Raw genomic sequence first — 20,553 nt, 5'->3', positions numbered from 1 at the left:
CTCGCCATTCCGCGTTCTCCGCTTTATTGAAGAAGCAAGCCCCAAGGGCAGGAGGACAAACAGTCTTGAAAACCGTGATCCAGGCGATCCGCACGGCGCTTTTCTACGCCATCTTCATTGGCCAGACGGCTGTCATCGCTGTCATCATCGGCGTCATCGCGCTCTTTGCCGGCCGCACGCCCTTCACCTGGGCCCTGGCGAAATACTGGTGCTGGTCGAACGTGCAGTTCCTGCGCTTCATCACGGGCGTGCGCACCGAGATATCAGGCACCGAAAACATCCCGCCCGGCGGCTGCATCATCGCCTCAAAGCACCAGTCCGACTGGGACGTCTTTGCGATTTTCCCGCATACCGGCCGCCCCGCCTACATCGTCAAGAAGGAACTGATGAACATCCCCTTCTTCGGCTGGGCCGCGCGTTCGCTCGATTGCATCGAGATCGACCGCAAGAAGGGCGCCGAAGCCATTCCCGAAATGATGCGTCAGGCCCATGCCGCCCTTGATCGCGGCTGCCGCATCGTCATCTTCCCCGAAGGCACCCGCAAGGCGGCGCTCGCCCCCGCCGATTATCGCCAGGGCATTGTCCGCCTCTATAGCGAACTTAACGTACCCGTCGTGCCCGTGGCGCTCAATTCCGGCCTCTTCTGGGGCCGCAATTCCCTCATCATCTGGCCCGGCACTGCCCGCGGCGAATTGCTCCCCGCCATCGAACCGGGCCTTGCCCCCGATGTCTTCGCCGAACGCCTCAAGCGCGCCATCGAAACCGGCTCCGACGCCCTGAGCCTGGCCGCCGTCGATTCGGGCCTTTCCCGCCCCATCGACCCCGCTCTGGCCGAACGCATCGCGGCGGCGCGGCAACGCGCCCCCTCATCTTGACGCAACAAAGCCACAAAGCACCACATCTAGTGGGCACATGACGCGACTTGACTGATTCGCGGTATTTGTTCTAGTTTTGTTCTACTCACACGGGGGAACAGGGATGCTTTCGTGGATTGACGCTGGCTTGGAGCCGGCAACGCGACAGAAGCGGATCAACCAGTGGCTCGGCCTGTCCGGCCGTACCTATCACCTGGCGTCCGAAAACCTGCGTGACTTCATTCTCGAAGGCGCCGATCTCTATCTCATCGCCCGTGGCAATACTGTTCTCTGGGTCGGCTGCGGCCTCGACCTCGTGGCCGAACCCGCGATCCGCCTCAAATTCCGCAAGGCCCTCAGCCGCGCCGATGGCGTCTTCCGCCTGCCGCGCCCGGACGTGGATGGCGAACGCCTCTCCATCATTGCCGATCTCGAAGGCGCCGTACCCGCCCCCTTCGATCAGGCCGCCTGACTCTCGGCCTCGAGCTTTCGCGCCAGATCCATCAGCACCCGGTCGCGAATGCCGAGGCTTTCGAGATGCCGCGCCGTATTGACCACATAGTCGATATTGCGCCCCGAAATCCCAACGCCCGCCCGCACCATGGCCAATTGCTCGTCAAGCGTCAGATGCCCGGCAAATTGCTCATGCCGCTCGTCGACCACAAAGGTCAGCGCCGACACCTTTCGTCCATCATCAAGCGCCACCGGCCGCATCACGTCGCGATAGACCATGGTCACCTGCTCGCGCGCTTCAAGATAAGCGCGCACCGACGGCCATTCCGCTGAGGTCACTTCAAACACCATGCCCCGCACCGAGCCACCGCGCGTCAGCCCGAAGACCAGCCCCGGCTGTTCCACCGTGCCGCGATGGTGGTGCGAAATGATCGAGAGCGAGCGATGCGCGCCCTTGAGCCGCCCAAGATGCGTCGAGACGAACGGAAATCCCGGATTCCAGATCAGCGATCCGTAGCCAAAGACCCAGTGATTTTCCGGTTTCTCGTCCAACATGTCCTACCCGCCCATTCGGGGCCGTGCATCTTGCACAAACCCTAAGCCCAGCCTCGCCATGGCCACAACCACAGCTTAGGCAAAACTTGTATGAACAAAGGCTGAGTGGTGCGACCCGCTTTTGCCAATGCCCCGTCCAAGGTTAAAACCGTTCCCATGAAGAAACGAATCATCATTCTGGGCGCCGTCGTGCTGCTCGTCATTCTCGGCGCCAGCGCTGCCTGGTTCTATGCCTCAGGCATCGTGCGGCAGGAGGTTGAACGCCTCGCCTTCGCCGATGGTGAAACGAGCCCGCAATTGACCTGCGCCAGCCTCGGCATCGGCGGCTTCCCCTTCGCCTTCGATATCGAGTGCACCGATGCCGTGGTGGTCTCGGGCGATCTCATGGCCGAAATCCCGGGCCTGCGCGTCAGCGTCATGGTCTATGACTTCACCCACGCGATTGCCTCGGCCAGGGGCCCGGCCCAGCTGTCCGACGCCTTTACCGGCCAGCGCTCTTCCGTTTCCTGGACTGGCCTCAATGCCAGCCTCCGTATCAAGGACAATCGCATCGCCCGCCTCTCGGTCGTCGGCGACGAGCTTTCCTGGAACGACCTTCTTCTCGGCGACACCATGCTGGCCAAGGCTTCGCATGCCGAGGCACATCTGCTCGACATTCCCGAAGCCCATGACCCCGAGCGTAACCTTGCGTCCCTGGCGCTCTATCTCAAGGCAGACGCCCTCGACCTGCCTGAAGCGACCCTCGCCAACACGGCGCTCGAAATCGAAGCCGAGGCCACCGGTATCCCCGACGACCTCAACGCCATTGGCGCAACGCCCATCCTGCCCACCTGGCAACAGGCCGGCGGCCAGCTCAAGATCGTCGGCATTCGCATGAGCGACGACAATGCCGACCTCAACGCCTCCGGTGACCTCACCCTCGATGCCCAGGGTTTCCCCAACGGCACCATCGCCATCGATTCCATGGGTGTCGCCGAACGGATCGGTCCCCTGATCGAAGAACCCTGGCGCACCCTGGTCCTCGGCGTCCCGCAAGAAAACGGCCGCCACACCAATCAGCTCAATTTCCGCGGCGGCACGCTGTCCTCGGGATTGGTCCCGATCACCGCCCTGCCGCCATTGTTCTAAAGCTTCGGCTTCGGGGGGCGCGACGCCGGCGCCGCGCTCCCCTTTTGCACCTTACATATGCGTGCCGCCATCGATCCGCAGTTCGGTGCCGGTGACAAAGGCACCGTCATCGGAAGCGAGCATGGCGATCACGCCGGCAACGCTGCTCGGATTGGCAAAGCCCTCCCCAATGGCGGGAGACATCTTGGCAAACAGCGAAAAATCCGCATCCGCCGGAATGCCAGGGGTATTGGTCATGCCCGAGGCAATGCTGCCCGGGGCCACAGCCACGGCACGCAGGCCTTGCTTGGCATATTCAGACGCAATCGTATGGGTAAACGACTGGATCCCGCCCTTGGAAGCCGCATAGGCCGCCATATAGGGATGGGCGAAGCTCGCCGAGGTCGAGCTGAAATTGACCACGACGCCGCGGCCCGAAGCGAGCAGCAACGGCAGGCATTCGCGCGTCACAAGGAACGTGCCGGTCAGGTTGATCGCCAGCACCCTGTTCCAGAATTCGAGGCTCGTCTTGTGCGTATGCTCCGAGCGCAGGATGCCGGCTGCATTGACCAGCACATCGAGGCGACCTGCCTTTGCAATGGTGCCGCCGATCTTGTCCTGCACTGCCGCTTCATCGCTGATATCGGCAGTGATGAGCGTCAGCCGGTCGGCAGCACCGGCCTCGCGTGCCCGCTCTTCGGTCACCTTGAGCCCGGCTTCCGACACATCGAGCGCCAGAACCTGCCCGCCTTCCGCCAGCAGTCGTTCGACAGTCGCCTGCCCGATCCCCGAACCGGCTCCGGTCACGAGGATGATACGATCTTCAAATCTATTCATTAGTCACAGTTCCACATTGCCGGCCTGCCTCAGGGCACGAACCGGCGCATCATTGCTGAGCCGCAACGGGTGTCGCGGCGTTTGGGAGATGATTTTGGGAAGCTGCGTTAACTGGCGATCCAGCAGAGGATCCCGACCACGTAAAAGCTGCCCGCCGAGAGCGAGAAGATTTGGGCCGATGATCGCGAGCGGATAGACATGACCGCTGCTCTATCGCCGCGCATCGCTTCGTGTCAATGATGCCTTGGAGATCGGTGCAAAGAGCATCTGGAATCCCCAAAGCCCTTGTTGCCAAGCGCGCGCAACTGCTCTATAGAGCCCGACAATCCCAACAGAGACGCGTCTCTGGGCCGCTTTCGGCGGCGCAACGATTTTGAATTCGGAGTACCGACCATGGCAGTGCCAAAACGAAAGACCTCGCCGATGAAGCGCGGCTTCCGCCGCTCGGCCGACGCGATTGCGAACCCCACCTATGTCGAAGACAAGGATTCGGGCGAGCTGCGTCGTCCGCATCACGTCGACCTCAAGACCGGCATGTATCGCGGCCGGCAGATTCTCGCCGTCAAGAGCTAAGCCGAAAGGCTAGCGGCGCTGATGCGCGCGACCTGATATTTCAGCGGCCGATCCTTTCTGAGGGTCGGCCGTTTTGTTTTTCGTCATGAATTCCGCCGACAAGAGCGGCCAACTATTCGGAGAGCCAGAAATGACCATGCGTATTGAATCGGACACGATGGGCACCATCAACGTGCCGACCGACAAATATTACGGTGCTCAGACGGCTCGCAGCCTCGCCAATTTCGACATTGGCGGGGAAAAGATGCCCAAGGAAATCATCACCGCCTTTGCCATTCTCAAGAAGGCCGCGGCGATCACCAATACCAAGCTTGGCCTGCTCGACCCCGCGCTGCGCGACCTCATCGTTGCCGCAGCCGATGAAGTCATCGAGGGCAAGCTCGACAACCATTTCCCGCTCGTCGTCTGGCAGACCGGTTCCGGCACCCAGTCGAACATGAACGTCAACGAGGTCATCTCCAACCGCGCCATCGAAATGGCCGGCGGCACCATGGGTTCGAAAAAGCCCGTGCACCCCAATGACCACGTCAACATGAGCCAGTCGTCCAACGACACCTATCCCACGGCCATGCACATCGCCGCCGTCGAAGCGGTCGTGAACTACCTCTTCCCGCGTGTGAAGATTCTGCGCGACACGCTCGATGCCAAGGCCGAAGAATTCATGGATGTGGTCAAGATCGGCCGCACCCATCTCCAGGACGCGACACCCCTGACGCTCGGCCAGGAAATGAGCGGTTGGGTCGCCCAGATCGACCTCGCGGTGAAAGCCATTGAAGTCACCCTGCCCCAGCTGCGCGAACTCGCCCTTGGCGGCACTGCCGTCGGCACCGGCCTCAACGCCCACCCCGACTACGCCGTCGCCGTCGCTGCTGAAATCTCCACGCTTTCGGGCCACGAATTCATTACTGCCCCCAACAAGTACGCCGTCATGGCCGGCCACGACGCCTTTGTCGGCACCTCGGGCGCGCTCAAGCAGCTCGCCGTTGCCTTCATGAAGATCGCCAATGACGTGCGCTGGCTCGCCTCCGGCCCCCGCTCGGGTCTCGGCGAACTGACCATTCCGGAAAACGAACCCGGCTCCTCGATCATGCCGGGCAAGGTCAATCCGACCCAGTCCGAAGCCATGACCATGGTCGTCGCCCATGTCATGGGCAATGACGCCGCCATCGGCTTTGCTGCCAGCCAGGGCAATTTCGAGCTCAACGTCTTCAAGCCCGTCATCGCCTACAATTTCCTGCAGTCGGTGCGCCTCCTCGCCGACGCCGCAAAATCGTTCAACGACAATTGCGCCATCGGCATCCAGCCCGACCGCAAGCGCATCAAGCAGCTCGTCGATCAGTCGCTGATGCTGGTCACCGCGCTCAACCGCAAGATCGGCTACGACAACGCTGCCAAGATCGCGAAAACCGCGCACAAGAATGGCTCGACCCTGCGCGAAACTGCCATCGAGCTGGGCCTGCTCACCGGCGAAGAATTCGACGCCGAAGTGAAGCCCGAACAGATGGTCGGCCCACTGACCATCAAGAAGTAATTTTTGCGACTGGCCTCGAAGATGCCGCCCCTCACCGGGCGGCATTTTTGTTTGTGGGCTGGGACATTTCGCGCCTTGGCCCCAGCGACGGCGCTGGTCTAGCATCGCCTCAACAAGAGAGGTGAATATCCGTCATGACCAATTCCAACGCCCGGCCCATGGCCAAAACGAGCCTGAAATGGTCGATGATCGAGGAAGACCTCTCCATCCTCGAAAAATTCAAGCTGATCGCCGACCTCGGCTTTGACGGCGTGGAACTGGATTCGCCCAACGACCTGAACCAGGCCGAAATCCTCGCCGCCCGCGACGCGACCGGCCTCGCCATTCCCGGCGTCGTCAATTCCGCCCACTGGAAAACGCCGCTCACCGATCCCGACCCGGCCGTGCGCGAAGCCTGCGTCGCCGCCAGTATCGAAGCCATGAAGCAGGCCAAGAGCTATGGCGCCGAAACCATGCTGCTGGTCCCCGGCGTCGTCAACGCCACAACCTCCTATGCCACCGCCTATGACCGCGCCGTCGAAGGCATCGATCGCCTCCTGCCGCACGCCGAAGACATCGGCATCTCCATCGCGCTCGAAAACGTCTGGAACAATTTTCTCCTGAGCCCCCTCGAAGCCGCCCACCTCATCGACGGCTTCGATAACGCCCGTCTCGGCTGGTATTTCGACGTGGGCAATGTCATGCGCTATGGCAGCCCCACGGACTGGATCGAAGCCCTCGGCACCCGCATCTTCCGCATCGACATCAAGGAATACAGCCTCACCCGCATGAACGCCGAAGGCCCCTGGAAGGGTTTTGAGGTCGAGCTGGGCGAAGGCGACATCGACTGGGCCGGCGTCAACCGCGCGCTCTCGAAGTCAGGCTACAACGGCTGGGTCTCCGCCGAAGTCCCCGGCGGCAACCACCAGCGCCTCGCCGATATCAAGGCGCGGTTGGATCGGATCGTCGGGCTGTAGTCAGCCGTCACCCCGACCACCGGCCGTCATCCTCGGGCCTGACCCGAGGACACTGCACTTTACGGCAAGTATAGAACCCTCGGGCCAAGCCCGAGGGTGACGCGCGTGGGGAACTCAGTCCCCAATCTCAGCCAGCATCCGCCGGATATTATTGAGCCCCACCTCGCACCCGAAAGCACTCGGCTCCGCCCCCTCGTACTCCAGCGACAAGAACCCATCAAAACCCGAAGCCACGACGCTCTCGAGCAGCGCCTTGGTGTCGAGATCGCCATAGCCAAACACCGACCCGCGGATAAATTCCCCGCCCGCCGTCTTCAGCCAGCCCGGCCCCGGCTCGGACCTGCGCGTATAAAAATCCTTCACATGCACAAAGCTCGCATGCGGCAGCGTGCGCCGCGTCGCGACATAGGGATTGTCGTCGACGCAGAGGAAATTACCCACGTCCACCGTCAGCTTGAAGTTCGGATGACCCACCGCGTGATGCAGCCGCAACAGCCGCTCCGCGCCATTCATGAAGAAGCCATGGTCCTCGACACTGGTGACGACGCCATGCTGCGCCCCAAACTCCGCCACCTCCCGGCAACCCTCGACGATGACAGCAAACGCCTCCTCGATTTCACCCGCATCGTTCGGCCGCAGCGCCCACGGCACGACATCATGGCGCAAAAAGCCCGCGCCAAACCGCGCGCAAAGTTCGACATGGCGCTTTACAAGATCGATCTGCGCCCGCCTTTCGTCCCCACTGAGAAAACTCGCCCCAAGGCAAAACCCCGAAATCGGCACGCCCGTCCGCGCCATGGCAGCCTCCAGGCGCTTGAGCACCTCTTCGTCCGCGCTCAGGTCATATCCGGCATCCGACCCTGCTCCAGCAAAGGAAAAGGTCGCGATCTCGATATGCTCCGCGCCATGCTCACGCAGCCAGTCGAACAGCGTTTCCAGCGTCATCCGGCCATCGGTCAGCATGGGGCGGAAGCTATAGGACGACAGGCCGATCTTCATTTTCGGAGCTCCAGACAAGAGAATTTTTTGCAACGTCGCATTCTGACTTTACATACCAATTAGAACCATTGATACCAATTGCATACCAGCACTTTGAATGGAAAATCGCGATGGCTTCCCCCACAACTGATGTCGTGATCATTGGCAGCGGCCCGACCGGCAGCGCCTACGCACGCGTGATCCGCCGCGATTGGCCGGAAGCCCGTATCGTGATGGTGGAAGCAGGCCCGCAGATCCTGCCTGAAGTCGGCGCTCATCTCGACAACGTCCTCGATCTCGAAAAGCGCGCCGAGCTTGAAACTCTCGCCCAGGGCGGCGATCGTTCCCCGCGCCTGTCGATCAGCAAGGAAGAGTGGGAAGCCCGCCGCGCCGGTGGCTTCGATGCCTCTTTCCTCCGCCGCTCGGGCCTCTACATCGCCAATGAAAGCGACCCCTCCGAAAATCTCTTTGCCGGTTTTTCGGCGGCCAATGTCGGCGGCATGGGCACAAAGTGGTCGACCGGCACCCCGACCCCGTCCGAGGCCGAGCGCGTCCCCTTCATTCCCGCCGACGAATTCGAAGCGGCCCTCGGCATTGCCGAAGGCCTCTTAGGCACCAACAAGGACCCGCGCGCCGGCGATACCACAGCCATTGCCTTGCGCGAAAAGCTCAGCGAGGCATTCAATGCCGGCCGTAGCCCCGACCGCACCGTCCGCGCCATGCCGCTGGCCGCCACGCCCGGCCCGGAAGGCCTCCGCTACCACGGCACCGATGTCGTCCTCGGCCCGCTGGTCAACGAGCCCGCTGAAACCTTCCAGATTCTCTCCGAGACCATCTGCCGCCGCGTCGTCCATGAAAATGGCCGCGCCATTGGCGTCGAGCTTGTCCGCGCGGGCGAAACCGAGACCTCGTTCCTCGCCGCCGGCACCGTCGTTCTCGCCTGCGATTCCCTGCATACGCCGCAATTGCTCTTTGCCTCCGGCATCCGCCCCGAGGCTCTGGGACGCCACCTCAACGACCACTTCATCATTTCCCAGATGGCCGAAATGCGCAGCGACCCGCCGATGCGCGCCATGAACTGGATTCCGGCCACCAATGAATTTCCCTTCTCGGTGACCATCCACGCCACCACCCTCTCCTCGATCGAAAAGACGTCCGACTTCACCGGCCAGCCCGTCGGCATGGGGGTCTTCTGCCCCACCGACATCGATCCCGAAAACCGCGTCCTCTTCGACGAGACCAAGCTCGATTGGCGCGGCCTGCCTTCCATTTCGATCAAGTGGAAGCCGTCCGAAGCCGACAAGGCGCGCGTCGAAGAGGCCAAGGCCGTCGCCCTCCGCGTCGCCGATATCATCGGCCGCCCGGCGCCGGGCTTTGCCACCATCATGCAGCCTGTGGGCAGTTCCCTGCACTATCAGGGCACGATCCGCATGGGCGAAAAGGACGATGGCACCAGCGTCTGCGACCGCAACAGCCGCGTCTGGGGTTTTGACAATCTCTATGTCGCCGGCAACGGCGTCATCCCCACCGTGACCGCCACCAATCCCACGCTTTATTCGACTGCCCTCGCCACCTTCGGCGCGCGGCAGATCGCCAAAGAGCGCCGCACTGTTTGACGCAGGAGCCCAAAAGAATGACCGACAAAAAACTAAAAGTCCTGGTCGTCGGCCTTGGCCAGATGGGCCGCAGCCACGCCATCGCCTATCACACCCATCCTGGCTTCGAGATCGTCGGCCTCGTCAACCGCTCGACCCCAACCCTGCCGGCCGAGCTGACCGGCTACCCCATCCGCAACGACTATGCGGCCGCCCTCGCCGAGTTCAAGCCCGACGTCGTCGCCATCGCCACCCACACCAATACCCATGCCGACTATGCCGTGGCCGCGCTTGAAGCAGGCGCCCATGTCTTCGTCGAAAAGCCCCTCGCCGCCACCGTCGCCGATGCCCAGCGCGTCGTCGATACGGCCGTGGCGAACGACCGCAAGGTGGTCATCGGCTATATCCTCCGCCACCACCCCTCCTGGACAAAACTGATCGAGGAATCGCGAAACCTCGGCGGCCCCTATGTCTTCCGCATGAACCTCAATCAGCAGTCCTCCGGCCCCGCCTGGGACATTCACCGCTCGATCATGCAGACCACTTCGCCCATCGTCGATTGCGGCGTGCACTATGTCGACGTCATGTGCCAGATCACCGATGCCAAGCCGGTGGAAGTGCGCGGCATGGGCGTCAACCTCGCCAAGGGCCTGCCCCAGGGCATGTACAATTACGGCCACTTCCAGGTGCTGTTCGACGACGGCAGCGTCGGCTGGTATGAAGCCGGCTGGGGCCCGATGATGTCGGAAACCGCCTTCTTCGTGAAAGACGTGATCTCGCCCAATGGCTCTGTCTCCATCGTCATGGACCAGGGCGCGGCCTCGGCCGATATCAACGCCCACACCCAGACCTCGCGCATCCTCGTCCATCACGGCGCGCTCGATGCCAACAACAAGCCGGCCCGCCCCGACGACTGGCTCGACATGCACGGCGAACCCGACCACCAGGGCCTTTGCGATCGCGAGCAGGATTTTGTTTATCGCGCCATCACCGAGAACTTTGATCTCACCCGCCACATGAACGACGCCGTCACCTCGCTCCACATCTGCCTCGCGGCAGACGAAAGCGTACGGACCGGGTTGGCGGTGAAACTCTAAAGCGCATTTGGGCGCGTCAGCCTCGGCCAACCACTGAACGTCATCCTCGGGCTCGACCCGAGGACACTTCACTTGAAAACGACACAGCAAGTACAAAGCCCTCGGGTCGAGCCCGAGGGTGACGATCTCCAGCGGAATGCGCATTGCAGTGTCACCTGTGGCAAGCATACTGATAGCTATCTCGCCACCACCGCCCGCCTCCGGAGCCTCCCATGACCACGATCGCCCTCATCGGACCCGGCGCCATTGGCGGCACGGTGGCAGCCTGGCTCGCCCAGGACCCATCCATTGAGGTCACTGTCTGCGCGCGAACCCCCTTCGAAGACCTGCAGGTCGAAACACCCCAGGGACTGATCACGGCAAAGCCAAGGATCATCACCAGCCCGGCCGATGGCACGCCCGTCGATTGGGTCCTCATCGCCACAAAAACCTATGACGCCGACGCGACAAAACCCTGGCTCGACCATCTCTTGGCCGACCACACCCGCGTCGCCATCATCCAGAACGGGGTCGAGCACGAGCGCCTGTTCGCGCACGTCGTGCCCGCCGCCCGCATCGTCCCGGTCATCATCAATCTGCCCGCCGCCCGCAGCGCCCCCGGCCGGATCGTCCAGCACCGCCATGGCATCATCTCCGTGCCTGCCGGCCAGAACGGCGAGGATTTTTCCGCCCTCTTTGCCAAAACCGAGATCGAAGCAGCGGCCCATGCCGATTTCATCTCCGAGGCCTGGCTGAAACTCACCGGCAACTCCATCGCCATCGTGCCCTCCCTGACCCTCCGCGCCACCGGCCCCGTCTGGAACCCCGACCTCGAAACCATAGTTCGCGGCGTCGTCGAGGAATGCGCCGCGGTCGGGCGCGCCGAAGGCGCAACCATCCCCGACGACTTCGTCGAACAGGCCATCAGCAATTCGCGCAATATGCCGGAAGGCAGCTCGGGCGGCTCGCTCCATGCCGATCGCCTCGCCGGTCACCCCATGGAAGTCGACGCCCGCAATGGGGTCATCGTCCGCCTCGGCCAGAAGCACGGCATCCCCACGCCGATGAACAGGATACTGGTTACCCTCCTCGCCGCTTCCGGCACGCCGTGGATCGAAAAAGCACCAAGCTAAGCGCTCTTCCGCCCGCCTTATTCCTCTGGCATCTTCGCCGCATCAACCGGAGGCCTTCATGACGGAAACCGTCGTCCTGCCCACTCATCACGCACCGCGCCGCGGCAAGACCTTCATTGTGCCGCTGCTGGTCGTCCCCTTCGTGCTCTACAATATCGCCGTCTTCGTCTTCTTCGGCGGCAATCCGGTCAATTGGGGCGCAGGCCTGTTCTCCATCCCCATGCCCTCAGGCATGCCCTGGGCTATCACGGCCGGCGATCTCCTGCTCGTGGTCGGCATTCTGGCGCTGTTCTTCGAAGTGCTGAAATCGACCCAGACGGCGCGCAATTCCATCGTCGAGCACATGCTTTCCATGCTGCTCTTCGTGGTCTTCCTCATCGAATTCCTGCTGGTCGGCGCCGCTTCGAGCTCCGTCTTCTTCCTGCTGATGGTCATGAGCCTGATCGACGTCGTCGCCGGCTTCACCGTCTCCATCACCAGCGCCAGCCGCGACGTCTCGATGAGTTGACGGCCAGAAAAGCAAAATCCCCGCTCATCGTGGCGGGGATTTCTTTTTGTACCGATCAGACGACGACCGTCTTGCGGTAGCCTTCGGGCATCCGCTTCACGGCAACCCCGGCGCCCTGCCGATAGGCCCCCACGGCCCGGTCCACACTCGCCGTCCGGCGCTCGCGCTGGCTCGGCAGGTGTTCCCGCGCGGCGATGAGTTGGCTCACGAACGCAGCGGTCGGTGCGCTCCAGGCGAGCGAGGGTCGCGGGCCCGCTACCGTGACCGGTACGGGAAGCTGCGTCCGCTGTGTTTCAATCTCGCTCATTCTGGTCCCTCGCCTGTGTCATTGAGGGCCAGTTGTTCCACTTTGAAACGGATCAACCGGCCCCTGCACGTTAAGGTGCAAGGCGCGTGCCAGACGTTAACAGTCTGTTAACGATTTGGGATCCTGAAAAGCGCTCTGTTCTCAGAAATTATCCTTGCCCTTGCGAATGGCCGCAAAGACCTCAGCGGGCTCTTTCCCAATGAGCCCAAAGTGCCGCGCCAGCTCCGGCGCATCAGCGCGCAGGAACGGGTTGGCGCGCTTATCCTCGCCCAGCTCGAACGGAATCGTCGCCCGCCCCGCCAGCCGCAGCGCCTTCACTTCCGCCGCCCGCGTCTGCAGTGCCAGGTTGTCGGGATCGACGCTCAACGCGAACCGCGCATTGCTCTCGGTATATTCGTGCCCGCAATAGACCAGCGTCTCATCCGGCAGCGCCCGCAGCCGCTCCAGCCCCGCCCACATCGGCCCCGGCGTGCCCTCAAACATTCGTCCAACCCCGAGCGAGAACAGCGCATCCGCCGAGAAAAGATGTTTGTTTTCAGCATCATGATAGACGATATGCCCCAGCGTATGGCCGGGTGTTTCGATGATGTCGAACGCGGTCTCGCCCAACATGACCCGGTCGCCGTCGCCCACCAGTTCATCGAGCCCCTCGATCTTGTCCGCCTCGGCCCGCGGCCCCACGACCCGGCTGCCAAAGGCCGCCTTCAATTCCCCAATCCCTTCGACATGATCGAGGTGATGATGGGTGATGAAAATATCGCTCAACTGCCAGCCGCGCATCTGCAAGGCATTGCGGATCGCCGCCGCTTCCGGCGCATCGAGCGCCGCCGTGCGGCCCGTCGCCTCGTCATGGATCAGATAGCCGAAATTGTCCTGGCGAGCGGGAAAAACGTCAACGATCACGGCCATCTAAAACTCCTCTTCATAGGTCGCGACAGGCTAGGACCGACACCTTGCGATGACAACCCAGCCAGCTTTGGCTAGACTTGATTCATGACCAGCGATGTCACCCGCCTGATCTCCTATTACAAGTCTCCGCTCGGGCGGATCACCCGCGCTTTGGTGCGCGAGCAGATCATTGCTCTCTCCGGCGATCTCAAGGGCCGGCGCGTGCTGGGCCTTGGTTTTTCAACGCCTTACCTGCGCTTCGCGCTCGAACCGGCCGAGCGCGTCCTCGCCGTCATGCCCGAGCGCCAGGGCGCCTCTGCCTGGCCGCGCGAGGGCCCGTCGCATACCGTCCTCTGCGATCCCCTCGAAATGCCGCTGGCGGATGCCTCCATCGACATAACCATCGCCGTCCATGCCCTCGAGCATGTCGCCGACGCCGAGGAGTTGATGCGCGAACTCTGGCGCATCACCGCGCCCAACGGCCATCTGGTTCTGGTCGTGCCGCGTCGCCGCGGCATCTGGGCCCAGCGCGATGCAACACCCTTCGGCCAGGGTAATCCCTATTCCGGCGGGCAATTGGAAAAACTCCTCCGCGACCATAGCTTCGTGCCCGAAGCCTGGCGCGATGGCCTGTTCTTGCCGCCGATCCAGTCCTCTCTCGTCCTGCGCTCCGCCCGTTTCTTCGAACGCGTCGGCCGACTTTTCGGCCCGCCAATGAGCGGGGTCATCTGCGTAAGGGCCCGCAAGGAAGCTTTCCCCGCCGTGCCCCGCCGCAAGCGTGCCGAACGCTATGTGCGCCTGCCGGGCCTTTCGGCGGCAACCGCCCGCTCAAGCTGAGAGAGCCTTTGCCTTTATTCCCCGCTTTGCATATGGTCCGCGCGGCCTTTCCTGCCTGTCATAAAAGTGCGTCATGACCGCTCCCACTCGCCCCACTCCGCAGCCCGGAATTTTGGATATCGCGCCCTATCTGCCGGGCAAATCCGGCGCGCCGGGCAGCAAGGCGATAAAACTCTCGGCCAATGAATCCCCGCTCGGCGCCAGCCCCAAGGCCGTGGCTGCCTTTGCGAGCGCTGCCCAGCACCTCGAAATCTACCCCGAAGGTTCCTCGCGCCTGCTGCGCGAAGCCCTCGGCGAAGTGCATGGCGTCGATCCCGCCCGCATCATTTGTGGCAATGGCTCGGACGACCTGCTGCATCTCCTCGCCCAGACCTATCTCGGCGAGGGCGACGAGGCGGTGATGAACCGCTACGGGTTCTCGGTCTATCCGATCATCACGATGGCGGCCGGCGCAAAGATCGTCATGGTCGACGAGACCGATTACACCGCTGATGTCGACGCGCTCCTCGCCGCCGTCACCGAGCGGACCAAGGTGATCTGGCTCGCCAATCCCAATAACCCCACCGGCACCTATCTCAGCGATGCCGAAGTGCGGCGCCTCCATGCCGGCCTGCGCCCCGACATCCTGCTCGTCATCGACAGCGCCTATGCCGAATATGTCACCGCTGCGGATTATTCCGTCGGCCTCGACCTCGTCGGCGAAGCCGAAAACGTCGTCATGGTCCGCACCTTCTCCAAAATGGGCCTTGCCGCCGCCCGCATCGGCTGGATGGTCGCCCCCGATCATGTGACCGACGCGATCCACCGCATTCGCGGCCCCTTCAACGTCAACCTGCCCGCTCAATTGGCCGGTGCCGCCGCAACGCGCGACGTCGAATTCAACGCCAAGCTGCGCGAGCACAATGCCACGTGGCGCGAATGGCTGACGGCCGAACTCAGCGGCAACGCCATGCGCGTGCTGCCGAGCCAGGCCAATTTCATTCTCGTACTCTTTCCCGACGCCGAAACCGCTGCCCGCGCCTTCGACACCCTGATGGAGGGCGGCTATATCGTGCGCGAAGTCGGCAAGTCCTACGGGATCCCGACGGGTCTGCGCATCTCCATCGGCTCCGAAGACGCCATGCGCGGCGTCGCAAAAATCCTCAAATCCATGGTGATCTCCCAATGAGCACCCATTTTCGCAAGCTCGCCCTGATCGGCATCGGCCTCATCGGTTCGTCCATCGCCCTCGCCGCCCGTCGCCAGGGTCTCGTGGATGTCATCTCCATCTCGACGCGCCGCCAGGAAACACTGGATGAAGCGCGCGAACTCGGGCTGGGCGACATCTACACCCTCGACGCCGCCGAAGCCGTGCGCGGCGCCGACCTCGTCATTCTCTGCGCACCCGTCGGCGCCTATGACGCGCTGGCAAAAGCCATTGCCCCTGCCCTCGAACCGGGCGCCATCGTCTCCGACGTCGGCTCGGTCAAGGAGCACGTCGTCAAGGTCGTCGCCCCACACCTGCCGGCCAATGTGCATTTCATCCCCGGCCACCCGATTGCCGGCACCGAGCACTCCGGCCCCTCCGCCGGTTTCCCTGAGCTTTTTGCCGGTCGCTGGTGCGTCCTCACCCCCGGCTCCGAAGTACCCGCTGCGCAAACTGAAAAGCTCGCCGGCTTCTGGGCGGCCGTGGGTTCGCAGGTCGAGATCATGGACGCGGCGCACCACGACATGGTGCTGGCCATCACCAGCCATATTCCGCACCTCGTCGCCTACAATATCGTGGGCACCGTCGCCGATCTCGAAACCGCCACCCAGTCCGAAGTCATCAAGTTTTCGGCCTCCGGCTTCCGCGATTTCACCCGCATCGCCGCTTCCGACCCGGTCATGTGGCGCGACGTTTTTCTCACCAATCGCGACGCGGTTCTCGAAATGCTCGGCCGCTTCCTCGAGGATCTTTCGGTGCTGCAGCGCGCCGTGCGCACCGGCGACGGCGACTCGCTCGAAGCCATGTTCACCCGCACCCGCGCCATCCGCCGCTCGATCATCAATGCCGGCCAGGAAACCGCCGCGCCTGACTTCGGTCGCCCGCACGAAACCCCGCCGACGCCCGAAACGGCCATCGTCCGCGAACATGGCGGCGGCGACGACGCTTAGTCAGTCCCGAATTCCTCAGCTGTCGTCACCACCGGGCTTGTCCCGGTGGTCCACGCCATCCGCAGGATGGCAGGCCTCGGCGAGATGGATTGCCGGGACAAGCCGGCAATGACGACGGAATAGGCGGACCCTAGAGGTCTAGTCGCCCGCCCTTTCCGACGCACGCCGCCCGCTCCCCATAGGTGCGCGCCCGCTCCTCGACGATTCCGGCAACCCTGAGCAGCCCGGCATTGGGCCGCGCTGGATTCCTCACGATCGGATTGGGCAGCGTCACCGCCAACAAACTGGCCGTGCGCCAATCAAGATTCTGCGGCTCCCGCCCGAAAGCGCGCTCGCTCCCGGCGGCCACGCCGAACTCACCCTGCGGCCCCCATTCGGCAATGTTGAGATAGATCTCCATGATCCGCTTCTTGGGCAGGATCAGGTCGACATAGACCGCCAGCGGCACTTCCAGCGCTTTTCGAATTGGGTCGGGATCGTTCCAGAGAAAGAGGTTCCGCGCCACCTGCATGGTCAGCGTAGAGGCACCACGCGTCGGCTCGCCGGCAATGAAATTATCGATCTCGGCCTGCAGGGCACCGACATCAACGCCCCAATGACGGCAGAATTGCCCATCTTCCGACAGGATGATGGAAGCCTTCAACCGATCCGAAATATCGTCGATATCGCGCCACGTCCGGACCACCGGCCGACCGGTGAGATAGCGCTCCAGCATCGGCACTGAAATGGGGGCAACGACCAGATAAACTGGCGTCAGCACCAGCGGAATGGCGACCAGCACCGCAATGACGGTGCCAAGAAAGCGTAGTGCCCGCCAAATACCCTTGGATGCTTTTCGTGCCATGGCATGGTGATAGCGGCAGAAGGCGTGACGGCCAAGGCCGGAAGTCCCCTTGAAGCCTTCATGCCAACGGGTTAGCAACGAGCCATGTACGACTTTTCCGCCGACAGTGCCGATTGCGCCCGCGCCGTTGAGGCCGGTCTTTCCGATTTTCTTACCGGCGCACGGCTCTCCGGCCCCGGCCCGGCGGCCGACCGCGTCGTCGCCGCCATGCGCCATGGCGCGCTCGAAGGCGGCAAGCGCCTGCGACCCCTGCTTGTGCGTCAGGCCGCTGCCATTTTCTCGCTACCGCCGTCGGCATCGCTGCTGACCGGCCTCGCCGTCGAAATGGTACATTGCTATTCGCTGATCCACGACGACCTGCCGGCCATGGACGACGACGACCTGCGCCGCGGCCGCCCCACCGTCCACAAGGCCTTCGACGAAGCCTCAGCCATTCTCGCTGGCGACGCGCTCCTCACCCACGCCTTCGCCGTCCTCGGCGACGCTTCCTGCCATGCCGATCCCGCAGTCCGCATCCGCCTCGTCACCGAACTGGCCCTGGGCAGCGGCGCCGGCGGCATGGTCGGCGGCCAGATGCGCGATATCGAAGGCGAAAAGGGCGGCTTCTCTGAGGGCGAAATCTCCATCATGCAGGCGATGAAGACAGGCGCCCTGATCCGCGCCAGCGTCCGCATGGGCGCCATTCTCGGCGGTGCCGATCCGCGCGCCCTCTCGGCCATGACTGCCTATGCCGAAGCCGCCGGCCGCGCCTTCCAGCTCGCCGACGACATTCTTGACGTCACCGCCACCCCCGAAGCCATGGGCAAGGCCACCGGCAAGGACGCCGAAGCCGGCAAGCAGACCCTCGTCTCAAAACTCGGCGTCGATGGCGCGCGAAAAGTGCTCAACGACACGGTCAACGAAGCTATCCTGGCGCTGCGCACTTTTGGCCCCAAGGCCGACGGCCTCCGCGCCACGGCAAAATACTTTGCAAGCCGGGAGAAATAGCATGGCTAAGCTCCTCGCTGTCTGCACCGGCAAGGCCGAACACATCGAGGGCTATAGCCCGCTCACCGGCATCAACAAGCGCGCCGTTTCCGGCCCCGTCGCTATCGGCCCGCAAGGCATTGCCGAAGACGCGATTTTGGATCGCCAGCACCACGGCGGCTCCGATCAGGCCATCTACGTCTACTTCCAGGGCGACTATGATTGGTGGGCCCAGGAAGGCGTCGCCTCCACACCCGGCCTCTTCGGCGAGAACCTCGTCGTCCAAGGCCCCGTCAGCGCCGATACCGCCATTGGTGACCGCTACCAGATCGGCGATTGCCTGCTCGAAGTCACTTATCACCGCACCCCATGCATGACCTTTGCCGCCAAGATGGGCGACAAATTCTGGGTGAAACGCTTCCACCGCGCCAACCGCCCCGGCGCCTATTGCCGCGTGCTGACCCCCGGCGCAATTGAGACCGGCATGGACATCACCGTGACGCCCTATGCAGGCGAACGCGTGACGGTCTCCGAACTGATGTCCTTCGATACCTCAAAGGACCTGCCGCTCGATTTCATGCGCCGCGCGGTGACGACACCGATCCGTGAAAAGACCCGCTTCAAATACGAAACCCGCCTCGCCGACCTTTTTTGAGCCATTTGCCGATGAGCCTTGATTCCGTCCGCTCCGACCTTTCCGCCCGCGCGCCTGACCTCTTTGTCGAGGTCACCGATAATTCCACCGCCACCGTGCAGCTTGCCGCCGAAGTACACGGCGTCGAGCCCGGCCAGATTGCCAAAACCCTCTGCATCCGCATCCGCGATGAGGAAGTGCTGCTGGTCACCCGCGGCGATGCGCGCCTCGACAACCAGAAATCCAAAAGTGCCTTTGGCGGCCGTCCGCGTATGCTCGGCGCCGAAGATGTGCTGCGGCTCACCAGCCATCAGGTCGGCGGCGTCTGCCCCTTCGGCCTCCCCGCCCCGCTGCCAATCTACCTCGACGCTTCGCTCAGGATTTACGACCTCGTCATCCCGGCCGGCGGCGATACGCACGCCTCCGTAAAACTGAGCGTCGACCGCCTCGCCGAACTCTGCGGCAACAAATGGGTGGATGCTTGCCAGCTTCCGGAGTGAGCCTGTCCCCGGAAGATTTCATCCGCCAGCGCTTTGCGTTGGCGCCGCTCCCCTTCCGCCCTGACATTTCGCTCTATCGCCCTACCCCCCAAAGCGGGCTGATTGGCTTTCTGGCCCAGCAAGGCCGCGCCGATGAGCCGCCCTATTGGGCCTACGCCTGGGCTGGCGGCGCCGTGCTGGCGCTCTATCTGCAGAACCATCCAGAAATCGTCACTGGCAAAACCGTGCTCGACTTTGGCGCCGGTTCCGGCCTTGTCGGCATCGCCGCAGCGCGGGCCGGTGCCACAAAAATCTGGGCCATTGAGCCCGATCCCAATGCCCACGCCGCCATGATGCTCAATGCCGAAGCAAATGGCACTGCCATGGCCTCCTGGACCGACCCCACCCTCCCCGAGGTCGACCTCATCCTTGCCGGCGACGTCTTCTACGACACCTCAGTCACCCGCCACACTCTCCCCATCCTCGCTGCCGCCGCTACGCACACAAAAATCCTCGTCGGCGATCCTTTCCGCCGCGACCTGCCGCTCGACCACTTGGACCTCATCGCCGAATACACCGTACCCGACATGGGCGGCGGCGCGCCGGTTCGGGCTGGTGTCTTCGCTCTGCGTCGGGGGAATATCGGAAATGCCCCATAGCGCTTGCCCGAAAATCGGGAAAATCCTATATCCACAGCCAAGCGAGGACGACCTCCCCCACTAAGGGTTCAGCGCTCGGGACGGCCCGGAACCACAGGGGATTTCCCATGCGGACCACCGCCGACCGTATTCGCCACGCTGTCAGTTTCGAAGTCATCGGCATCATTATCGCAACGCCGCTCGCGGCCTTTGCATTCCATCTGCCGGGCGGTGACTCCGCCGTGATCGTCGTGGCCAGCGCCACCGTCGCCATGCTCTGGAACTATGTCTACAACCTCGGCTTCGACCACGCGATGCAGCGCCTCGCCGGCGGCACCGCCAAGACGACACGCATCCGCGTCGCCCATGCCGTGCTGTTCGAGCTTGGCCTCCTGATGATCATGCTGCCGCTCGTTGCCTGGTATCTGCAGATTTCCATCTGGCAGGCCCTGGTCATGGATATCGCGCTCGCCCTCTTCTACATGGGCTACGCTTTCGTCTTTAACTGGGCCTATGACCGCGTCTTCCCGCTGCCCGAGTGGCAGGAAGCCAAGGCGAGCTAAGCCGAACACGACGATTTGCCCCTTGTGCATCTGGAAACGCCGCGCGCGCTGGCATAGCTTGCGCGCGCTCGCCCTCCGGGGCGGAGCACGACGACACATTCAGGT

The 20,553-nt window shown here is 63.1% G+C and carries 24 protein-coding genes; 18 read left to right on the top strand and 6 right to left on the bottom strand.

Annotated elements, in window-relative coordinates:
* The first annotated feature begins 74 nt into the window (after positions 1-74).
* Together ACSQ2A_RS07980 and ACSQ2A_RS07975 are read left to right on the top strand one after the other, a co-directional pair.
* The gene (locus ACSQ2A_RS07980; protein WP_436072271.1) at positions 75-875 is read left to right on the top strand and encodes a lysophospholipid acyltransferase family protein; all 801 of its coding nucleotides are present in this window, start codon (positions 75-77) and stop codon (positions 873-875) included.
* 103 nt (positions 876-978) lie between these two features.
* Positions 979-1,326: a hypothetical protein gene (locus tag ACSQ2A_RS07975; RefSeq protein ID WP_436071780.1), complete on the top strand. Its 348-nt coding sequence runs from the start codon at positions 979-981 to the stop codon at positions 1,324-1,326.
* Here the strand turns inward: ACSQ2A_RS07975 and ACSQ2A_RS07970 are convergent.
* Positions 1,314-1,862, bottom strand: coding sequence for a gamma-glutamylcyclotransferase (locus ACSQ2A_RS07970; protein ID WP_436071779.1), 549 nt, complete (start codon positions 1,860-1,862; stop codon positions 1,314-1,316). The two genes, ACSQ2A_RS07975 and ACSQ2A_RS07970, sit on opposite strands and share 13 nt — an antisense overlap.
* Positions 1,863-2,018: 156 nt before the next feature.
* Here ACSQ2A_RS07970 and ACSQ2A_RS07965 point away from each other — a divergent pair, with 156 nt between their 5' ends.
* Positions 2,019-2,990: a DUF2125 domain-containing protein gene (locus ACSQ2A_RS07965; RefSeq protein WP_436071778.1), complete on the top strand. Its 972-nt coding sequence runs from the start codon at positions 2,019-2,021 to the stop codon at positions 2,988-2,990.
* Positions 2,991-3,041: 51 nt separating this feature from the next.
* Here ACSQ2A_RS07965 and ACSQ2A_RS07960 read toward each other — a convergent pair whose 3' ends face one another.
* Positions 3,042-3,806 carry an SDR family NAD(P)-dependent oxidoreductase gene (locus ACSQ2A_RS07960; protein ID WP_436071777.1) on the bottom strand — a complete coding sequence of 255 codons (765 nt, stop codon included), beginning with the start codon at positions 3,804-3,806 and terminating at the stop codon, positions 3,042-3,044.
* A gap of 393 nt (positions 3,807-4,199) precedes the next feature.
* Here ACSQ2A_RS07960 and rpmF point away from each other — a divergent pair, with 393 nt between their 5' ends.
* The 3 genes from rpmF (at position 4,200) to ACSQ2A_RS07945 (ending at position 6,866) form a co-directional block, all read left to right on the top strand.
* Entirely contained in the window at positions 4,200-4,379 is a 180-nt protein-coding gene (rpmF, locus tag ACSQ2A_RS07955; protein WP_061908829.1) for a 50S ribosomal protein L32, read from the top strand.
* Between the two features lie 130 nt (positions 4,380-4,509).
* Entirely contained in the window at positions 4,510-5,910 is a 1,401-nt protein-coding gene (gene fumC, locus ACSQ2A_RS07950; protein ID WP_436071776.1) for a class II fumarate hydratase, read from the top strand.
* 134 nt (positions 5,911-6,044) lie between these two features.
* Positions 6,045-6,866, top strand: coding sequence for a sugar phosphate isomerase/epimerase family protein (locus tag ACSQ2A_RS07945; RefSeq protein ID WP_436071775.1), 822 nt, complete (start codon positions 6,045-6,047; stop codon positions 6,864-6,866).
* A 114-nt stretch (positions 6,867-6,980) separates the two neighbouring features.
* On the opposite strand, the gene ACSQ2A_RS07940 is transcribed toward ACSQ2A_RS07945, so the two are convergent.
* Entirely contained in the window at positions 6,981-7,865 is an 885-nt protein-coding gene (locus tag ACSQ2A_RS07940; protein WP_436071774.1) for a sugar phosphate isomerase/epimerase family protein, read from the bottom strand.
* 110 nt (positions 7,866-7,975) lie between these two features.
* Here ACSQ2A_RS07940 and ACSQ2A_RS07935 point away from each other — a divergent pair, with 110 nt between their 5' ends.
* From ACSQ2A_RS07935 to ACSQ2A_RS07920, 4 genes are all read left to right on the top strand, one after another.
* On the top strand, positions 7,976-9,460 hold the full coding sequence (locus ACSQ2A_RS07935) for a GMC oxidoreductase (RefSeq protein WP_436071773.1): 1,485 nt from the start codon (positions 7,976-7,978) through the stop codon (positions 9,458-9,460).
* 17 nt (positions 9,461-9,477) lie between these two features.
* Positions 9,478-10,536, top strand: a complete 1,059-nt coding sequence (locus ACSQ2A_RS07930; RefSeq protein WP_436071772.1) for a Gfo/Idh/MocA family protein — start codon at positions 9,478-9,480, stop codon at positions 10,534-10,536.
* Between the two features lie 212 nt (positions 10,537-10,748).
* Positions 10,749-11,648 (top strand): 2-dehydropantoate 2-reductase, encoded by a 900-nt coding sequence (locus ACSQ2A_RS07925; protein WP_436071771.1) that lies wholly within the window; start codon positions 10,749-10,751, stop codon positions 11,646-11,648.
* 58 nt (positions 11,649-11,706) lie between these two features.
* Positions 11,707-12,156 carry a hypothetical protein gene (locus ACSQ2A_RS07920; RefSeq protein WP_295415878.1) on the top strand — a complete coding sequence of 150 codons (450 nt, stop codon included), beginning with the start codon at positions 11,707-11,709 and terminating at the stop codon, positions 12,154-12,156.
* Between the two features lie 55 nt (positions 12,157-12,211).
* Here the strand turns inward: ACSQ2A_RS07920 and ACSQ2A_RS07915 are convergent, their stop codons facing one another.
* A complete protein-coding gene (locus ACSQ2A_RS07915; RefSeq protein WP_353919556.1) occupies positions 12,212-12,463 on the bottom strand; it encodes a hypothetical protein in 252 nt (83 codons plus the stop codon).
* A gap of 141 nt (positions 12,464-12,604) precedes the next feature.
* Complete coding sequence (gene gloB, locus ACSQ2A_RS07910) at positions 12,605-13,372, bottom strand: hydroxyacylglutathione hydrolase (RefSeq protein ID WP_436071770.1); 768 nt, start codon at positions 13,370-13,372, stop codon at positions 12,605-12,607.
* Between the two features lie 84 nt (positions 13,373-13,456).
* On the opposite strand from gloB, the gene ACSQ2A_RS07905 reads away from it, so the two are divergent.
* The 3 genes from ACSQ2A_RS07905 (at position 13,457) to ACSQ2A_RS07895 (ending at position 16,324) form a co-directional block, all read left to right on the top strand.
* A complete protein-coding gene (locus ACSQ2A_RS07905) occupies positions 13,457-14,188 on the top strand; it encodes a class I SAM-dependent methyltransferase (protein ID WP_436071769.1) in 732 nt (243 codons plus the stop codon).
* A gap of 73 nt (positions 14,189-14,261) precedes the next feature.
* Positions 14,262-15,356, top strand: coding sequence for a histidinol-phosphate transaminase (gene hisC, locus ACSQ2A_RS07900; protein ID WP_436071768.1), 1,095 nt, complete (start codon positions 14,262-14,264; stop codon positions 15,354-15,356).
* Positions 15,353-16,324, top strand: a complete 972-nt coding sequence (locus ACSQ2A_RS07895; protein ID WP_436071767.1) for a prephenate/arogenate dehydrogenase family protein — start codon at positions 15,353-15,355, stop codon at positions 16,322-16,324. Before hisC ends, ACSQ2A_RS07895 begins: the two co-directional genes overlap by 4 nt.
* 130 nt (positions 16,325-16,454) lie before the next feature.
* Here the strand turns inward: ACSQ2A_RS07895 and ACSQ2A_RS07890 are convergent, their stop codons facing one another.
* Positions 16,455-17,168: a biosynthetic peptidoglycan transglycosylase gene (locus tag ACSQ2A_RS07890; RefSeq protein ID WP_436071766.1), complete on the bottom strand. Its 714-nt coding sequence runs from the start codon at positions 17,166-17,168 to the stop codon at positions 16,455-16,457.
* Between the two features lie 84 nt (positions 17,169-17,252).
* Here ACSQ2A_RS07890 and ACSQ2A_RS07885 point away from each other — a divergent pair, with 84 nt between their 5' ends.
* The 5 genes from ACSQ2A_RS07885 (at position 17,253) to ACSQ2A_RS07865 (ending at position 20,448) form a co-directional block, all read left to right on the top strand.
* A complete protein-coding gene (locus tag ACSQ2A_RS07885; protein ID WP_436071765.1) occupies positions 17,253-18,155 on the top strand; it encodes a polyprenyl synthetase family protein in 903 nt (300 codons plus the stop codon).
* A 1-nt stretch (position 18,156) separates the two neighbouring features.
* Positions 18,157-18,789: an MOSC domain-containing protein gene (locus tag ACSQ2A_RS07880; RefSeq protein WP_436071764.1), complete on the top strand. Its 633-nt coding sequence runs from the start codon at positions 18,157-18,159 to the stop codon at positions 18,787-18,789.
* Positions 18,790-18,800: 11 nt separating this feature from the next.
* On the top strand, positions 18,801-19,268 hold the full coding sequence (locus ACSQ2A_RS07875) for a YbaK/EbsC family protein (RefSeq protein WP_436071763.1): 468 nt from the start codon (positions 18,801-18,803) through the stop codon (positions 19,266-19,268).
* On the top strand, positions 19,250-19,906 hold the full coding sequence (locus ACSQ2A_RS07870; RefSeq protein ID WP_436071762.1) for a class I SAM-dependent methyltransferase: 657 nt from the start codon (positions 19,250-19,252) through the stop codon (positions 19,904-19,906). The genes ACSQ2A_RS07875 and ACSQ2A_RS07870 overlap by 19 nt, the downstream gene beginning before the upstream one ends.
* A 107-nt stretch (positions 19,907-20,013) precedes the next feature.
* Positions 20,014-20,448 carry a PACE efflux transporter gene (locus tag ACSQ2A_RS07865; protein WP_436071761.1) on the top strand — a complete coding sequence of 145 codons (435 nt, stop codon included), beginning with the start codon at positions 20,014-20,016 and terminating at the stop codon, positions 20,446-20,448.
* Positions 20,449-20,553 lie beyond the last annotated feature (105 nt).

It is taken from the genome of Devosia sp. LjRoot3 (assembly GCF_964252865.1).
Taxonomy (GTDB): domain Bacteria; phylum Pseudomonadota; class Alphaproteobacteria; order Rhizobiales; family Devosiaceae; genus Devosia.
The sequence above is the reverse complement of the archived record's forward strand: the minus strand, read 5'-3'. Positions and strand labels throughout refer to the sequence as shown.

Coding starts and splice junctions, on each gene's coding strand:
- fumC (WP_436071776.1), top strand. CDS start 4,510: ATGACCATGCGTATTGAATCGGACACGATGGGCACCATCAACGTGCCG.
- ACSQ2A_RS07885 (WP_436071765.1), top strand. CDS start 17,253: ATGTACGACTTTTCCGCCGACAGTGCCGATTGCGCCCGCGCCGTTGAG.
- ACSQ2A_RS07940 (WP_436071774.1), bottom strand. CDS start 7,865: ATGAAGATCGGCCTGTCGTCCTATAGCTTCCGCCCCATGCTGACCGAT.
- hisC (WP_436071768.1), top strand. CDS start 14,262: ATGACCGCTCCCACTCGCCCCACTCCGCAGCCCGGAATTTTGGATATC.
- ACSQ2A_RS07880 (WP_436071764.1), top strand. CDS start 18,157: ATGGCTAAGCTCCTCGCTGTCTGCACCGGCAAGGCCGAACACATCGAG.
- ACSQ2A_RS07920 (WP_295415878.1), top strand. CDS start 11,707: ATGACGGAAACCGTCGTCCTGCCCACTCATCACGCACCGCGCCGCGGC.
- ACSQ2A_RS07960 (WP_436071777.1), bottom strand. CDS start 3,806: ATGAATAGATTTGAAGATCGTATCATCCTCGTGACCGGAGCCGGTTCG.
- ACSQ2A_RS07970 (WP_436071779.1), bottom strand. CDS start 1,862: ATGTTGGACGAGAAACCGGAAAATCACTGGGTCTTTGGCTACGGATCG.
- ACSQ2A_RS07945 (WP_436071775.1), top strand. CDS start 6,045: ATGACCAATTCCAACGCCCGGCCCATGGCCAAAACGAGCCTGAAATGG.
- ACSQ2A_RS07915 (WP_353919556.1), bottom strand. CDS start 12,463: ATGAGCGAGATTGAAACACAGCGGACGCAGCTTCCCGTACCGGTCACG.
- ACSQ2A_RS07890 (WP_436071766.1), bottom strand. CDS start 17,168: ATGGCACGAAAAGCATCCAAGGGTATTTGGCGGGCACTACGCTTTCTT.
- rpmF (WP_061908829.1), top strand. CDS start 4,200: ATGGCAGTGCCAAAACGAAAGACCTCGCCGATGAAGCGCGGCTTCCGC.
- gloB (WP_436071770.1), bottom strand. CDS start 13,372: ATGGCCGTGATCGTTGACGTTTTTCCCGCTCGCCAGGACAATTTCGGC.
- ACSQ2A_RS07895 (WP_436071767.1), top strand. CDS start 15,353: ATGAGCACCCATTTTCGCAAGCTCGCCCTGATCGGCATCGGCCTCATC.
- ACSQ2A_RS07975 (WP_436071780.1), top strand. CDS start 979: ATGCTTTCGTGGATTGACGCTGGCTTGGAGCCGGCAACGCGACAGAAG.
- ACSQ2A_RS07935 (WP_436071773.1), top strand. CDS start 7,976: ATGGCTTCCCCCACAACTGATGTCGTGATCATTGGCAGCGGCCCGACC.
- ACSQ2A_RS07930 (WP_436071772.1), top strand. CDS start 9,478: ATGACCGACAAAAAACTAAAAGTCCTGGTCGTCGGCCTTGGCCAGATG.
- ACSQ2A_RS07875 (WP_436071763.1), top strand. CDS start 18,801: ATGAGCCTTGATTCCGTCCGCTCCGACCTTTCCGCCCGCGCGCCTGAC.
- ACSQ2A_RS07865 (WP_436071761.1), top strand. CDS start 20,014: ATGCGGACCACCGCCGACCGTATTCGCCACGCTGTCAGTTTCGAAGTC.
- ACSQ2A_RS07905 (WP_436071769.1), top strand. CDS start 13,457: ATGACCAGCGATGTCACCCGCCTGATCTCCTATTACAAGTCTCCGCTC.
- ACSQ2A_RS07925 (WP_436071771.1), top strand. CDS start 10,749: ATGACCACGATCGCCCTCATCGGACCCGGCGCCATTGGCGGCACGGTG.
- ACSQ2A_RS07965 (WP_436071778.1), top strand. CDS start 2,019: ATGAAGAAACGAATCATCATTCTGGGCGCCGTCGTGCTGCTCGTCATT.